The organism is Pseudoalteromonas sp. C8 (assembly GCF_011378685.1).
GTDB classification, from domain to species: Bacteria; Pseudomonadota; Gammaproteobacteria; order Enterobacterales; family Alteromonadaceae; genus Pseudoalteromonas; species Pseudoalteromonas arctica.
Genome location: NZ_WTKT01000007.1, coordinates 59014 through 75695, shown reverse-complemented (window position 1 = coordinate 75695; position 16682 = coordinate 59014). Strand labels below are relative to the sequence as shown.

Here is a 16682-nt window from a genome sequence, read left to right as displayed (position 1 = left end):
CTGCGTTTGTATTATATTTTAGAAGAGTGTTTAGTTACCAACTTCAGATATACCAGCATCACCACCAGTACCACCCGTACCAGGCGGTACAGTAACTGTAGGTAAAACTACAACAGGCGGGGCTGCAACCGGAGTACCATCAGTAGGACCCGCAGCAGTAGCTTCAGATGCAACGGTGGCATCTATACCAGCAGTGATTGCAGCAATAGTTACCGCATCACTATCAGCACCAGCAGTTACTAAGGCTGCTAAAAAGTCAGAAATTAACGCATTATCTGCACCTAAAGAGGCAACAACCGCGTTAATTAATATATCAAGTTGTTCAGCAGAACACGTGCCGTTTGCAATAGGCGAATCAAGGTCAATAGGCCCCATATTTTGACAAAATTGCTCAATAGCAGCAACTAACTCTCTTTGTAGTTCCTCAGACGAAATATCATCAGGAGCATTATTTAGAATATTAAGTAAATTAGTAAGGCTGTCAGATTGTACTACAACATCAGAATCTGCTTGTGAATAAACTGGTGAAACGGTAAAAGCCATTGCACCTATTAATAAACTCTTTAAAAAAATTGATTTCATCTTGTGTCCCTTTAAGTGAGTATCTAATTACAGAATTTTAGCGTGTCTGCGCAAAAAGTAAACTCTTTATTAACGTTACCACGGTTCTTATTTGTAAGTACTTTAGAAGGCTCCATAATTAAATTACCTTGTACACCATCACAGCCTAAATTTTCAAGCATTTTTAATGTTTCGGGTTTTTCAATTAAGCATGCCAACACTTTAATACCAAAACCATGACAAATATTATTAACGGTTTGAATAAAAAATTGGCTTTGAGAGTTATCTAACAAGTCTTGAATATAACTGCCGTCAATTTTTACATATTCAATATCAAGGCCTTGTAAATACCTAAACGACGTTAAGCTTGTTCCAAAGTGCTCTATACAAACATTAATGCCAATATCTTTAATTGCATCTATGTGCTTTGAAGCTATATGTACATTATAAAGTAAACTAATTTCATGTAATTCAAAAATAAGGTTAGTTTTGATAACTGGTTTAGTGTGTGCATAAAGCGTTAACCATTGTATAAAATCAGCCGAATATAAAGATGCCTTACTTACGTTTAAGGCAAATACATCATCAGGGTATTGTTCTTTTATATTTACAAAGTTACGAATTATTTTTTTGTCTAACTCTTCGGTTAAATTAAGCTTTTCGGCCATAGCAAATAAGTGGCCATTATTTACTTTTTCACCTTCATGGGTAAAGTGAGCAAATGCCTCAAAGTAACACTGCTTGTTTTGTGAGTTAGCGCGTTTAACTGGCTGCACCGAAAAGCTAACCTCACCAGAGTCAATAATCGACTGAATAAGAGTACGCCATTGTTTAACACTAAATAGCGTATCTTTATCTATTTTGTTAGTTTCTATTGTATCGCCAATAGTACTACCTGTATCTAAAGCAGATAAAACACTACCAATAGACGAGCCTTTATTCACTTCTAATATAGCAAAATTAGCAAATCCATTAACATGTAAGCTATTTTTTTGTTTACTAAAGGCATCGGTAATTTCTAAGCGGGTTCTATTTAAAAACTGCGTATCGTAAGGAATAAGCGCTATAAAAGTACTACCATTTAACCTAAATATTTTAGAGTTAGTTAGGTTGCCAATAATTTTAGTAAGAATAACGCTTACATCTTTCACATGGGCGTCACCATCTTGATAACTAACGGTTTGGTTTATATTTGTAAGTGAAGGTAGGGTAATCATCATTGCAGTAAGTGGAGCATCAATGGTTATTGTGTCAACAACCGAGCTAAAGTGATTTTCAAATAACTTTCGATTACCTAACCCTGTTAAAGAATCAATATAAACCTCTTCAGTTAAGGCTTGTGTTTGCTTAGTTAAAGAATCAAAAGTACTTTGTAAGTTAATAACCATATTATTTATAGCTTTAGTTACTGTGCGCAGCTCTCGTGCAATAGGTATTTCTTCGTTTAATGTAAAGCGCTTACGAGTAACAAGATGAGCTTGATGTTCAACTGCTTTTAAAGGCTTAAATACTTCACGTAATATTAAAAAGGCAACTGCAAGGGAGGCAATTAGTATTAAAAAAGAACCATAAAAGCTGCGTTTTGTATGCTCCCACAACGTAACATAAGACTGGCCAGTATGGCTTGTAACCTCAAGTATACCCGCCATGATCCAACCATTATTTAGTTCCGACTGCATAGTGGGTGCTTTTAAACTACTTAAAGCAATAAACCAATTAGGCACAGACTCAACACGCTTAGGATTTTCGAGATCAAATACAACTTGGCTTTGTGAATTTGTAAATTTAATTTCTCTGTAGTAACCAGAATCAAAAATAGCAGTAGCCATTGTTTCAGCTATCACTAGGTTTTCTGGCTCTAAATAAGGCGAAATAGAAAGGCCTAAGCTAGTAGCAGTGTCTTGGGCGTGGCTTCCCATTTGCGTTTGTAAGTAATCGCGGGTGGTTTCAACATCTGTAACTACCCTAACCACAAATGAAACAACCGAAATAACGATTATTAAACCGTAAACTTGGGTTTTAAGACTCAATCCATTTTTAAAAAGTCGAGACATAACTGGTAGTTCCTTTAATGTTACTTTTAATGGGAGCAAGCTCACCTTGTTCAATTCGCTCTAGCATAGTATTCCAAGCCGACACACCACGGCTATTTTTTACCTTATTACCTAACCCTTTCGATTTTGCTAACCAAAGCCCTTGACCATTAAAACTGTAAATAGGCGTTAAATCGGGGCGTTTATTAGCGGGCAGCAGTTTAGTATTAAAGTTACCTAAAACAAAGGGAATTCTGTTTGGATCTTCTATATATATAAGTACCATGTGGGGTTGGTTTACTGTGCGCTGTCGTACATACATTAAACGAATTTTATCTTCGGGAACACCTAGTGCTATTAACGTAAAGTACTTAGCAATAACGTAGTCTTCGCAATCGCCCATGCCAACGCCTAAACTCTCTAGCGGGGTAGCCCAGTAATCTTTTTGCTGCCAAAGATCTTCATCGCTTTTGTATTTAATGTGTTTATTAAAAAAATCGTTAACAAGATGAATTTTTTTCCATTCGCTTTCATCAGCAGAGTCATCAATAAAGTTAAGCCAATCTTTAATTCGTTTATGACCTTCGTTGCCATACTGTTGCTGTGCACGGGAAATAATATCGCTATTACGCAAATACAAAAGCATATCTTGCGCGCATACAAAAAACGAGACAATAAATAAAATGCAAAGCCCTAAACGCACAAATGTTCCTTAAGTTGGTAATCCCTAATAAACGACATTAACCAGTATAGTATTATTACTTTAAAAAAGGTAGGTCATCAAAAAGAATGAGATGCTCCAATATAACTCACCCTAACCAGTTTGGTGCAACATAAAATTAACAGAAAAACAATCTAAAAGTATGCTTTATTTATTGAGTCAAACATTATGGTGTGTATAATAATGCTAACACAAGGTATGTGAAGCACGTTATATGGAAGTAAACTTTAGTTTCTTCTTTATATATTTACAAAAAAATAATGAAAGGAATTAAAGTGAAAGTTTTAAAAGCAGTATTACCTGTAGCTGGCCTTGGTACGCGTATGTTACCAGCCACAAAAGCCATTCCAAAAGAAATGCTGCCTCTGGTAGACAAACCACTTATTCAATACGTAGTTAACGAAGCTGTACAAGCAGGTATTAAAGAAATAATACTTGTAACTCACGCTTCAAAAAATTCAATCGAAAACCATTTTGATACCAGCTTTGAGTTAGAAGCCACACTAGAGGCACGTGTCAAACGTAGCCTGCTAGAAGAAGTGCGCTCAATAGTACCAAAAGACGTAACCGTAATTTCGGTTCGTCAATCAGCACCTTTAGGACTTGGCCACGCAGTACTTGCCGCCAAACCAATAGTAGGTAACAACCCATTTGCAGTAATGTTACCTGACGTAATTATTGATAAATACAAATCAAATCCAAAAACCGATAATTTAAGTCAAATGATCGACCGCTTCGACAAAACAGGTCACAACCAAGTAATGGTAGAGCCAGTACCAAAAGAGCAAGTACACCAATATGGTGTGGTTGACCTAGCGGGTATAAAAATTAACGCGGGCGAAAACGCAATAATTAAAAACATGGTAGAAAAGCCAAACACCGATGAAGCACCAAGCAACTTAGCTATTACAGGGCGTTATGTTGTATCGCCTACTATTTGGGATTTACTAGAGTACACACCTCCTGGTGCCGGTGGCGAAATACAACTTACCGATGCATTACTGCAACTACGCCACCTAGAAACACTTGAAGCGTACCATCTAAAAGGCCAGTCGCACGATTGTGGTTCTAAGTTAGGCTATATGCTTGCCAACGTAGAATATGCGATGCAATCAAGCCATATGGGTGAAGAGTTTACTAAAGCAGTTAAAAAATTGGTTTTGTAACTTATTTGTATAATCATAACCAAATTTAATTTGTATTTAACGGTAATATTTAAACGCCAAAACAGCAGTGCTTGAAATTAAATTAATAAAGCAAATTTAAAGGATTCTTACAAATGAAATATCTTGTAACTGGTGCCGCAGGGTTTATCGGTAACTTTGTGGCTGAACGCTTATGTAACGATGGCCACGAAGTAGTAGGTCTAGATAACCTAAACGACTATTACGATCCGGCATTAAAACATGCAAGACTTGAGCGTATTAAACACCTTACGCAATTTCGTTTTGTAAAAATGGATTTAGCCGACAGAGACGGCATAGCCAACTTATTTAAAGACGAAAAGTTTGACCGCGTAATACACCTAGCAGCGCAAGCAGGTGTGCGTTACTCGATAGAAAACCCAATGGCTTACATTGACTCTAATTTAGTGGGCACGGCTACTATTTTAGAAGGTTGTCGTCATAATAAAGTACAGCATTTAGTATATGCATCATCAAGCTCTGTTTATGGCATGAACGAAAAAATGCCATTTTCGACTGACGATGCAGTAGATCATCCAGTATCGCTGTATGCTGCAACTAAAAAATCAAATGAGTTGATGGCGCATAGCTATAGCCATTTATACGACCTGCCAACAACAGGGTTACGCTTTTTTACAGTGTATGGCCCATGGGGTCGCCCAGATATGGCCCCGTACTTATTTACAGATGCAATATTAAATAACCGAGAAATTAAAGTATTTAATAACGGAAAAATGAAACGCGACTTTACCTACATAGACGACATAGTGGAGGGCATTATTCGCATTCAAGACGTAGTTCCAAAAAGAGATCCTAACAACAGCAATACCTCGCCAGAGTCAAGTAAAGCACCATATCGTGTGTTTAATATTGGTAACAACGAACCCATTGCATTAATGACCTTTATTGAATCAATCGAAAAAGCAGCAGGCAAAATAGCTGATAAAAACTATATGCCAATGCAAGCAGGGGATGTTCCAGCAACATTTGCAGATATAGATAGCTTACATGCTGAGGTTGGCTTTAAACCTAATACAAACATTGAATATGGTATGCAACAGTTTGTTGATTGGTACCGGAGTTATAACTCAGGGAAGTAATCATGAAATGTATATTTATTGGTGGGGCAGATAGAAGCGGTACAACCATGCTTGCTTCTTTGCTTTCTAAAATTGACCAAAGTGTTGTTACCCCTGAATCTTTATTTAAAAATGAAGTTTTAGCTGATCAACATTTTTGTACAAAAATATACTGTGATTTACTAGAAAATAACGATAGGTTTAAATCTTGGGCACTAGATATTACTTCTCTCAAAAAGGTGGAACATAGTTCGTTTGAAGATTTTTATAGCGACTTAATTGATTTGTATAATGAGAGAAGAGGTGCTCAGTACTGGATTGACCACTCACCTAATAACTTAGTTTATTCTAAGTGGCTAAATGATGTTTTTAGTGAATGTTACTTCATACATATAGTTCGTGATGGGCGTGCGGTGGCGCAATCACAAGTCCCACTCGAATGGGGTTCAAATACCTATTTAGACGCATCTAGAGCCTGGAACAACAAAATATTATATGGGTTTATTACCCAAGCATTATTTCCTAATAAAACTCTTTTAGTAAAGTATGAAGACTTACTCCATAATGAAGTAAATGAAATAAGTAGAATTATAAGCTTTTTAAATAATCCAAAAATAATTGATTTAAATGGTATTAAAAATGAATTTTTACCTGAATTTACTAAATCTCAACATGCTCTAGTCGGAAAAGCACCTGATGCTAGCCGCGCAAGCGCATGGAAGGGTAAAATGACAAAACAAAACATAGCAGACTTTCAATACTACGCTAAAGATACTTTAAATTTACTTGATTATAAATTAATAAAAACTGATGGTTTAAAAGTAACTAAATTACACTTAATTAAAGAGTATTTAAAAGAAATCTGGTTTAAAAAGTTCGTTAACCCCAAAAAATATATTGATAAAAGATAAAATGACATTAAAAAATAAAATTGTTAGTGGTTCATTGTGGAGTTTTATAGGTAATGTTTCATTTCAATTATCTGGGTTAATTATATTCATAATTTTATCACGTATTTTATCTCCTGTTGATTTTGGTACTGCAGCATTAGCCATCGTTTTTGTTGAGCTAACAAACACAATTGTTAGGTACGGATTAGTTGAAGTGGTTGTACGTAGTAAAAACAACTCAAATGTAGAAAATAGTGTTTTCTTCGCCACTTTATTAATTGGATTAGCTTCGACTCTATTTTTTATTATTGCATCACCTTATTTAGAAGTGCTATTTGAAGCTCCTGGCCTTGCAATATCATTACAAATACTTTCAATCGTACCTGTAATGCAAGCATTATCAACAGTACCTGAGGGGTTACTTAAACGTGATTTTAAATTTAAAGCACTTGCTATAAGGCTATTGTTTTCGTCATTATTTTCCGGTGCTGTAGCTGTTTACCTTGCTTATGCAAGTTATGGCTTTTATAGCTTAATAATCCAGAAAATTTTATCAATTTTTTTATCATTATTACTTGTGTGGAAGGCAATTAGCTGGAGGCCTGTATTAAGTTTATCAGTAAGTGATATTTTAAATACATTAAAACAAGGTCAACCTATATTATTAAGTTCACTGGTTGGGCAGGGGATATTTAGATTTGTTGAACTTATAATAGGTTTTTTTCTAGGAGTAATTGCATTAGGTTACTTTAAAATTGCAGGTAAATTGCTTGACGTTATTGTGCAATTTACAATAAGACCAATTGTTGATGTCTCTTTTTCAGCTTTTTCTACCTTACAAAGCAATAGTAGTGAGTTAGAAGCTTGTTTTATTAAATTTATTACTACAACTGCATTATTTTCGTTACCTATATTTATTGGTGGTTTTATTATTGGTGACGAAATGGTGTACTTAGTTTTTGGCGATAAATGGTCTGAAAGTGGAGTGATATTTTCTATATTATGTTTAAGTGGCTTTAGTGCATCATTTAATTATTTTTTTGCACCACTATGTCATGCAACTCATAATTCAAATATCCCATTTAAGTTAAGGGTTGTAGAATTTATTATTACAATCTCCGTTGTTAGTTTTTTTGCTCAATACTCAATTTTTCATGTGGTTTTTTCTAATGTTGTTATTGCAAGTATTTTAACTACGAGTATGTTATTTGTTTTAGGAAGTAAATTTTATTTTTCTATTAAATTAATGATAATAAGTTTATTACCAACGATAGTGTCTTCTTTTGCTATGGGAGGGGTATTATACCTTGTAGATTATTTTATTTTATTTGAAGAACAAGCGTTAGTTAAAGTGGTTTTAATTATTCCAATAGGACTGTTGTTTTATTTTTTATTTTACAGGCTTGTATTCCCTGAAGTAGTGTTGGGAATAATAGGTGATATTAAAAACTTAAAGAATAAAAAATAGTTTTTTACAATGCTGGGTTGGATTTGATTGGATTTTTAAGTGGGTTAATTTAATTAATTTGAAATGTTAATATTATAAAATGGAGTTTAAGATGTTTTTTTTAAATCTCGATAGATTCAACGAAAATGTTGCTATAATAAGCGGGTCAGAAGAGATTACATATAGGGAGCTTGCAGAAAAGATAAATAATAATAGTGCTTTGAAACTTCCTTTTAAATCATTAGTATTTATAAAAGCAAGTAATGACTTAGAGACGATTGTTGCTTATTTGAGTAATTTAGTTGCGGGTAATATTGTATATCTTTACGACAGTAATAATGAATCAGTAGTTAATAATTTAATTGATATTTATAACCCTAACTATCTATTTGAAAATGGCGAATATACAACACTACATAGTGACAAGTTATCTTTGCACTCCGAAACTGTACTGCTACTTTCTACTTCTGGCAGTACTGGAACTCCAAAGTTTGTTAGATTAACTGGTTCAAATATTGATAGTAATGCCGCAGCTATTGCTGATTATTTAGAACTAAGACCTTCAGATAGAGCTCTGTTGCATTTAAAGTTACATTACTCTTTTGGGTTGTCAATACTGAATTCGTATATGTCAGTTGGAGCTTCAGTAGTAATTACAAATACCACTGCTATGGATGAAAGCTTTGGTAAGCTTATAAAGAAACATAATATAACTAGTTTCTCAGGCGTTCCATTTATATTTCAGGCTCTTGATAAGGCTTCCTTTGATTTGAGCCAGTACCCTTCTTTGAGGCAAATAACCCAAGCTGGCGGGAAGATGTTTAAAGATGATGTACTAAGGTGGAGTAAAAAATCCATTAAAAACGAAATAGAGTTTTTTGTTATGTATGGGCAAACTGAAGCTGCACCGAGAATGTCATATTTACCCCCTAAGTATGTAGAACAGTACCCAGATTCTATAGGGGTTGCAATTCCCAATGGAGAAATTTTACTAGTTGATGATAAAAAGAATATTATAAGAGAGCCTAATGTCGAAGGGGAGCTTGTCTATCGTGGTCCAAATGTTATGCAAGGCTATGCCTCATCTTTAGATGACTTGAGTAAAGGTAAGGTTGTTTCAGAATTATATACTGGTGATATAGCGAAGTTTAATGAATTAGGCCTATTTACAATAGTAGGGAGGAGTTCACGTTTCGTTAAGCTATTTGGTATCCGCATCAATTTAGACGATTTAGAAGAGTATTTTAATAGCCTAGGTCAGGATGTTATTTGTACAGGAGATGATACTAAAATTATAGTAGCGCATACAGGAATTTTAAACCCAAATGCTGCTATAAGTAAACTTTCAAAAAAAATAAACATACCTGAAACATGTTTTCAAAATTTGCAACTAAAATTTGTACCAACCTTGTCTAATGATAAGGTGGATTACAAAGCTATTAAATCTTTAGCGGATAAAAATAATAAAAATCATTTTAGAATATTTAAATTTATTTTTACTAAATCTTTTTGGAAAGATTACTTCAAAGAACTTTTCACTACACTAGGATTCCTAGATAAAAGCTTAACTGTTAAAAAACTTTTTTTTCGCGAATTCCCAGATAACACTAGTGAAACAGCTTCATTTAAAGACCTAGGCGGTGATTCTATGACATATGTAACAATAAGCATGGAATTAGATGAGATAATAGGTTTTCTTCCAGAGCGCTGGGAGTCATTAAGTATAAAAGATTTAATCGAACTAGAGTCTAAAGGAGGAGAACTATGAAAACAATGGATGTGAACTTATTTATAAGAGCTTTAGCAATTATTTCGGTTGTTTTTAACCATGCTTATATAGATAGGTACTATGAAGCTTATGGTTCGGTTGAAGATGTTTTTTTTGGTTTATCTTTAGCTGGAGGAGCTAATGTTTTATTGCTAATATCAGGTTTTAACTTTGCTGAATTTATAATGAGTAAAAGTGATGTTTCATCCTTAAAAATCTCATTGGTTGGGTTTGCAAAAAAAATAGCTATACCTTCTTTACTTTTAACTGTTTTTTTCTTTGTTATTTTATCAAAATTCAATATATATGAATTGTTATTTATTAGGAATTTCATAGATAATGATAGAATCTCTAAGTTTCCAATATGGTATCCTCAGGTGATGCTACAGATGCTTTTAGTTCTTTATCTTATTTTACCATTGGTATTTGGATTTATTCAGAGCAAACCTTGGGGTTTATCCTTATTATTTTTAATGATTACTATTTCCTCAGCTATAATTGGTATTTATACATTTGAGCTAGATATGCTCAAATATAAGGTACCACAATTGTACGCATGGGTTTTCGTTATGGGGTGGGTTTTTTATTACGCAAAAGTTAGTGAGTCACTCTCAAAGAAGGTCTTTGCTTTTATAATATTAGCTCTTTCATGCATATTAATAATAGGCCCATATGACCTTAATTTTTATTGGCTTTGTTCCGCAGGGTATTTATTAGTTTTTTATAAAACTATTATTATTGGTAAGTTTTTAAAAAAAATACTTACTATAGTAGCTCAAGCAACTTTTATAATTTTCTTATTTCATCGATTTTTCTTTGAAGTATTAGAAAAGTTATCTCCCTTTAGTTATGGATATTTAACCTTATTCTTTTTCGGTATTTTTGCATCCATAATTTTGTGGGCATCTGCTACCTCGTTTAGTAGGATTTACAAGAGAAACCTAGAGAGCGTTGGATAATTAATGAAGATACTAATGTTGACATGTCAATATATGCCAGATGTATTTGGTGGTGCTGAAAAACAATGTGGGCGAGTTTCTAAAGGGATTCAAACTGAGGGAGTTAGTGTACATATATTAACATCACGCCAAAAGTTAAAAGGCAAAGCAAATGAGGTAATGAACGATGTACCTGTAACGCGTTTATATTCGCCAATAGCCCCTGACTTACTTGGTCGCTGGTTACCCTTTTCGGTATATTGGTTAATGCGCGTATTAATTTGGGGTATGTTCAATAATAAAAGCTTTGATGTAATACATTGTCACCAAGGTAAGTTTGGCGCCTTTGTGGGTTGCTGCTTGGCGCGTCTATTTAAAAAGCCAATATTAATAAAAGTAGGTAACTCTAACCAACATATGGATTTTAAAGCATTAAAATCTAAAAAAATTGTTGGGCCAATTATGGCTGATTTTGTGCTAAAAACTAACCCTACAATAGTCGCAATATCGGGTGTTATCGCACAAAACTGTAAAGAGTTTGGCTTTAAAAATATTATTAATATACCAAACAGTATTGATAAAAGCTTAATTAACACTGACAGCCCAATTTTAAATGATAAAAATGATTCTTTAATAAATCTTTTTTACCATGGTAGGTTAGAACAAATTAAAAAAGTAGATGTATTAATGGAGGCGTTTGCATTACTTACTAAAAAGCATAATCAAGTGCATTTTCACTTAATAGGTAGTGGTAGTGTACTACCTGCAGCAAAAAAATATATTGAAACAAACAACTTGCAAAGCAAAATAACATTTTATGGTGAGGTAAAAGATCCGGTAAACTTTATTAAGCAATTTGATATTTTTGTTAATGCCTCTGAGGCTGAAGGATTTTCGAACTCATTACTTGAGGCTTTATTAGCTGGAAAGGTGCTAGTGTCGACACCAGTAAGTGGGGCAAGCGATGCCATTTTTACAGATGAAAACGGTTATATTGCTGCAGGTTTTAGTGCAGCTGAAATTGCTAAAAGTACAGAAGATGGCATTGCATTACAATATAAAAATAGTGGTGAAGTACAGAGTTTTTCTGAGCAATTAATAGCATCAAACTTTACAGTAGATGTAATAGCAAAAGAATACGTAAAGCTTTATAAAAAATTACTTGGAGCTTCATAGATGAAGGTTTTAATAGGGATGACGCGTTCTGATACTATTGTATCTGGTTCATTTAAACATATTTGCCAAATTGGCGAAAAGTTTAGAGACGAAGGTGCAGAAGTTGTATATGCATTAGGTGGTAATGGCGATGCTATAACCAAATTGCGAGCGGCTGGTTTTAAAGTGCATGCTTTAACTGACTTAAAAAGAGATTTAAGTCCGCTGAGCGATATTTGGTCATTGCTAAAATTAATATGGTTAATTATATCGGAAAACCCGCAAGTTTGTACTTGGCATACGGCTAAAATAGGTGCACTTGGGCGTATAGCTGCAATGCTTACTTTTAAGCGCTCTTATTATGTACCTCATGGAGTGCCTTTTGTTAATACACCCGAAAATAAAGGCTTTAAAAAATATGAGCGACTTGAAAAGTTACTTTCGTATTTACCCTCAAAAATTATAGGTGTGTGCGAGTTCGACAAAAACGAGTATTTACGAATAGGCGTGCCCGACAAAAAGTTGTTAGTGATACGTAACGGTATGCTTGGTAAATTTAACGATACGTGGGAACTAACCGACAAACCCGTCAACTTTATTACCGCAGCTCGTTTTGAAGATCAAAAAGACTACACTACGCTTGCTCAAGCGTGTGGCTCTTTATTAAGTCAAGGCAAACCATTTACGCTAAGCATATATGGCGATGGCCAGTACGAAGCTAAAGTAAAGCAGTTGTTTGCCCACTTTCCTGAAGGGGTAATAAAGTTTTGTGGTGTGGTTGACAACTTTGCCGAAAAACTAACTCAAGCCGATGTATTTATACTCTCTAGCTTTTGGGAAGGCTTACCGCGCAGTATTATTGAAGCAATGGCTTGTAAAAAAGCGGTAATTGCTTCTGATGTTGGTGGCTGCTCTGAGCTAATAATTGAAGGCGAATCTGGCTATTTAATCCCTATTCGCGATGCATCTACAATGGCTATTGCTATGAGTGAATACATTAATAATAAGGCTAAAACAGTGTCACATGGTGATGCTGCTTATGAACTGTATAAACAAAAATACTCGCTACCTGTAATGCTGGAAAGCTACGCAAAAGAATATGGTGTAATAAAAAGTGGTGTAACCAATTAATATGCCTATTAAATTATCACTTATATGCCCTGTTTATAAAGTAGCTGAATTTATACCTGATTTAATGAAAAGCTTGCTGCAAGGTGTTAATAGCGAGCAGGTAGAAGTTATTTTTGTTGACGACTGCTGCCCTGAAAATTCAATAAGTCTGTGCGAAAGTTTTATTTTAGAGCATAAATCAGTCATAAAGTTTAATTCAACAATAATTAAGCAGCCAGTTAATAAAGGCCAAGCTGCTGCCCGTAATGCTGCTTTATTAATTGCTAAAGGTGAGTATATTGGCTTTATAGATTCTGACGATGCTATTGCTTCCAATTATTGGGGTATACTTTCATCTTACGTAACAGCGGCAAAAAATGACATAATTGAATTTAGTTTTGAAGAGTTTACTTCTGTTCTCCCCGCTAGGTCTACTCTGGTACTAACCGAGTTAAAGTCATCAAATTTAAACCCGTTCTACAGTGGTTTTTTTGTTTGGACTCGCTTATACAGAAAAAGTATGTTGAATGGTCTTACTTTCCCCGAAGGTATGATTTACGAAGATGTTTTTTATAATGTCCAGGCTTTTTCGAAGGCAAGTACAACAGTGAAAATATCTTCTGTTTTGGTTTACTACAGAAAAAGAGCGGGTTCTACAACTAGCATACGCACTTCTACTTATTCTCATTTATTACTCAACTTAGTTAATTCAGTTAAAGACACTATTGAGCTTTTCGATCATAAAAACATTGTTACTGCTGAAGTTGCTAGGTTCTCTTTACTAACAGTATTAAAAGGTTCTAAAATTAAAGATAGGAAAGACAGGCATCTATTTTATAGGCAATGCTTAAAAATAAATGATTCGTTTAAACCCCTGTTCGTTAAATATAATGATTCTATTGTTGAACGTTTAAAATTTAGTTTTACTTACTTTTGCTGTTTCATTGGGCGAGTTTTGTAATTTAACTGTGTATTTAAAATTAAAGCTTATTATGGATAATAAATGAAAAAAATAGTGCACATAACTAACGACCTACAGCGTCTAGGTGGTGTTCAGCGTCTGCTTGTAGATTTGATGACACTACAAAACAATGACTTTAAGTTTGAAGTGATTTTAACTCGTGGTAAAAATGAATACGTAGACGAGTTAAAAGCTTTAGGGGTAGAGGTATTCCATAAGCGTGACTTAGGTTTTTTAGGTGTTATAAAACGCTTAAATGCAGCTGATTTAGTGCATACCCATTTATACCCCTCAATTTATATTGCGTATTTTACGAATACTCCAACAGTGGTTACAGAGCATAACCCACATTATAGGCGCCGCGATATACTCTTTATAAAAACACTTGAAAGTATTATTTATAAAAAGTTTAAAAAAATAATTTGTATATCGAAGGGCGTTAAAACTAAATTTTTAGAAAGCATTAAAGCTAATAGCTCAAAAGCTTATGTTATAAATAATGGCGTTAATCTTGAGCGATTTTCTCAAACTGCTAAAACACTAAGAGCTGACGCAAAAGAGATTAACATAGGTATGGTTGGCCGTTTTGCACCACAAAAAGATATTAAAACCTTACTAAAATTAATGACATTACTTGATGAGCGTTTTGTGCTTAATTTAGCGGGCGATGGAGAACTAAGATCAGAGTACGAAGATTATGCATTAAGCTTAGGGGTAAGCAACAAAGTTAAATTTTTAGGCCAAGTTAACGATATACCAAACTTTTTAGATACACTTGATGTTTATATACAATCCTCTCATTGGGAGGGGTTTGGTATTGCAGTAGTGGAGGCTATGGCAGCGGGGCTTCCATCGTTTGCCACTAATGTTAAAGGTTTAAATAATGTTGTTGTTGAGCAAGGATTGTTTGAAGTAGGCGATGCACATACATTAACTGCTAAAATAATCACGTTGGTTAATGATACTAATTATTATAACGAGCAGTCTGTAGCTGCGCTTAATAAAGCAATAAGCTTTTCAATTAAAAACACAGCTATTGAGCACACCAATATTTATAAAAGTGTATTAAACAATGTTTAGTATTAAAGTTAAAAACCTCGAATATGTGCTTTTAGTGATTAGCGCGATGGTAATACCAATGTATTTCACTGATTTTAGGTTAGAAAAAAGTAGTATAAAAATAAGGCTCTCGGATGTTTTAGCCTTATTTTCTATTTCTATTTTTGTATTGCTGCTATTAAAAAACAAAATAATTATTAAGTACCCGGTTGGTTTTAACTATATATGTATTTTTGTAATATATTGTTTTTTTAATGCGCTAGTGCAAGTGGGATTAACTAAAGCTATTATTGCAACCGTACAGTGGGTGCTAATTCTTTTTACTTTGGTTGTGGTATATACAAGTGCGGTTAAAAACCCTGAAAAGTTCAGGGCGATTTTTATAAAAACTTTATTAGTTATTTGTTTTTTTACGCTAGTCTATCATTTAATGCATGGGCACTTAACACGCTATAAGCTTTTAGGTGATGCTAAATACGCCTTTGCATTAACGGGGGTAATACTTATAAGTTGCGCTTATTACTTTGACGATAAAAGCTACTTAAAGCCATTGATATTTCTATACCCAGTGATATTACTCTCTCTAGAGAGGAAAGGGATTTTAGCATTTCATATGGTTACTTTTTTTTATATTTTTATTACTTTAAGGTCGTTAAATAAATTTATAATGTCAGCCTTGTGTAGCTTAACTGTACTGCTATTGGCATTATTTTATGACTTATCGTTTTTAAATAGTTTTACTTTTTTTGAATACTCAGATCTCGAAATGCTCTACCTAGATGAAGAGCAAGCTTTGTGGATATCTAACCTGCACAGACAATCTTTGGTTACAAATGGTTGGGATATATTTACCACGCATTTTATTTTTGGTGTTGGGCCAAAAATGCTACCAGTGTATATGGGGGAATTTTATATAAATCAAGGGCTTGCACTTTATACACATAATGTTTTTTTAGATACGTTAATTGAGCAAGGCACAATTGGCTTATTTTTATTAATTTTGCCTTATTTAATTCATGTTACTCGAGATGCTGGGTTAAAAAATAAAAAAGATAAAACGATATTTTTTGCTTTTTGTTTATACTCCATTTTTATGTTGTTTTTTATGTCTGGCGGTGCGCCATCTATGGTGATTTTTTACTTACCAATTTTTAAAGCTTTTATTGCTAACAAGATGAGTGATTAACTTGTTGTATTTAATTAAATATTTAACAAAGTGGAGTGGCTAATGCCTACTTTATCTGAAGACCCGGCAATAAGAAGCTTACTAAATAGGATGCCCCAAGGTGTACAAAACAGCTTTACTGAAGAACAATTATCTCATCTAAAAATAGCCATTGGCGCTAGGCAGTGGGGAGTTCATGCTGTAGATTGCAGAGGTGTTGTTAGATTATTTAAGTACAGATATTACTTTGTATTATTAGCTGGTCGAAATAGGCGACAATTAAGTGCTACCGAAAAAAAAGCTTCTGCCATAGCCCAAGCCACTTTAGTGACTTTAGGTTTTTTTATAGTGTTGTTATTTATTTATTTATTAAAATCGGCTTTAGGTATAAACCTCTTTGAAGGTTTTTCATTAGGTATATGGAGTTACGTTAAAAGTTTATTTTTGTAGTTTATATATAAACAAAATTTAAATGTTTATTTTTGTTTATATATGTTTCGATTGCATTAAGAACAAGTTAATTTGGTTGTGGCCTGTTACACTATTTCTAGCTTTTAAAAAACTGAATTATTGAATACAGGTAAGTAATACGTTATTGTTATTTATAGCTA

15 protein-coding genes are annotated in these 16682 nt (G+C 33.8%); 12 read left to right on the top strand and 3 right to left on the bottom strand.

Annotation, left to right across the window (positions count from 1 at the left end; all coding sequences use genetic code 11):
* Positions 1–30: 30 nt before the first annotated feature.
* The 3 genes from GQR39_RS08545 to GQR39_RS08535 are packed head-to-tail and all read right to left on the bottom strand — an operon-like array spanning position 31 to position 3297.
* The gene (locus tag GQR39_RS08545; RefSeq protein WP_165735380.1) at positions 31–582 is read right to left on the bottom strand and encodes a hypothetical protein; all 552 of its coding nucleotides are present in this window, start codon (positions 580–582) and stop codon (positions 31–33) included.
* A 23-nt stretch (positions 583–605) separates the two neighbouring features.
* On the bottom strand, positions 606–2615 hold the full coding sequence (locus tag GQR39_RS08540) for an EAL domain-containing protein (protein ID WP_165735379.1): 2010 nt from the start codon (positions 2613–2615) through the stop codon (positions 606–608).
* Positions 2599–3297 carry a transglutaminase-like cysteine peptidase gene (locus GQR39_RS08535; RefSeq protein ID WP_165735378.1) on the bottom strand — a complete coding sequence of 233 codons (699 nt, stop codon included), beginning with the start codon at positions 3295–3297 and terminating at the stop codon, positions 2599–2601. Before GQR39_RS08535 ends, GQR39_RS08540 begins: the two co-directional genes overlap by 17 nt.
* Positions 3298–3590: 293 nt before the next feature.
* On the opposite strand from GQR39_RS08535, the gene galU reads away from it, so the two are divergent.
* The 12 genes from galU (at position 3591) to GQR39_RS08475 (ending at position 16521) form a co-directional block, all read left to right on the top strand.
* A complete protein-coding gene (gene galU, locus GQR39_RS08530) occupies positions 3591–4481 on the top strand; it encodes a UTP--glucose-1-phosphate uridylyltransferase GalU (protein WP_346774495.1) in 891 nt (296 codons plus the stop codon).
* 113 nt (positions 4482–4594) lie between these two features.
* Positions 4595–5599, top strand: a complete 1005-nt coding sequence (locus tag GQR39_RS08525; protein WP_165735376.1) for an NAD-dependent epimerase — start codon at positions 4595–4597, stop codon at positions 5597–5599.
* Positions 5600–5601: 2 nt separating this feature from the next.
* Positions 5602–6489, top strand: coding sequence for a sulfotransferase (locus tag GQR39_RS08520; protein ID WP_165735375.1), 888 nt, complete (start codon positions 5602–5604; stop codon positions 6487–6489).
* 1 nt (position 6490) lies between these two features.
* Positions 6491–7936: an oligosaccharide flippase family protein gene (locus GQR39_RS08515; RefSeq protein ID WP_165735374.1), complete on the top strand. Its 1446-nt coding sequence runs from the start codon at positions 6491–6493 to the stop codon at positions 7934–7936.
* Between the two features lie 91 nt (positions 7937–8027).
* The gene (locus GQR39_RS08510; RefSeq protein ID WP_165735373.1) at positions 8028–9683 is read left to right on the top strand and encodes an AMP-binding protein; all 1656 of its coding nucleotides are present in this window, start codon (positions 8028–8030) and stop codon (positions 9681–9683) included.
* On the top strand, positions 9680–10642 hold the full coding sequence (locus GQR39_RS08505) for an acyltransferase family protein (RefSeq protein ID WP_039490018.1): 963 nt from the start codon (positions 9680–9682) through the stop codon (positions 10640–10642). Before GQR39_RS08510 ends, GQR39_RS08505 begins: the two co-directional genes overlap by 4 nt.
* A gap of 15 nt (positions 10643–10657) precedes the next feature.
* The gene (locus GQR39_RS08500; protein ID WP_165735372.1) at positions 10658–11797 is read left to right on the top strand and encodes a glycosyltransferase; all 1140 of its coding nucleotides are present in this window, start codon (positions 10658–10660) and stop codon (positions 11795–11797) included.
* The gene (locus GQR39_RS08495) at positions 11798–12907 is read left to right on the top strand and encodes a glycosyltransferase family 4 protein (RefSeq protein WP_165735371.1); all 1110 of its coding nucleotides are present in this window, start codon (positions 11798–11800) and stop codon (positions 12905–12907) included.
* A 1-nt stretch (position 12908) separates the two neighbouring features.
* Entirely contained in the window at positions 12909–13847 is a 939-nt protein-coding gene (locus tag GQR39_RS08490; RefSeq protein WP_165735370.1) for a glycosyltransferase family A protein, read from the top strand.
* A 42-nt stretch (positions 13848–13889) separates the two neighbouring features.
* A complete protein-coding gene (locus tag GQR39_RS08485; protein WP_165735369.1) occupies positions 13890–14927 on the top strand; it encodes a glycosyltransferase in 1038 nt (345 codons plus the stop codon).
* Complete coding sequence (locus GQR39_RS20475; protein ID WP_346774494.1) at positions 14920–16092, top strand: O-antigen ligase family protein; 1173 nt, start codon at positions 14920–14922, stop codon at positions 16090–16092. The genes GQR39_RS08485 and GQR39_RS20475 overlap by 8 nt, the downstream gene beginning before the upstream one ends.
* Before the next feature lie 42 nt (positions 16093–16134).
* A complete protein-coding gene (locus GQR39_RS08475; protein WP_165735368.1) occupies positions 16135–16521 on the top strand; it encodes a 3-phosphoshikimate 1-carboxyvinyltransferase in 387 nt (128 codons plus the stop codon).
* Positions 16522–16682 lie beyond the last annotated feature (161 nt).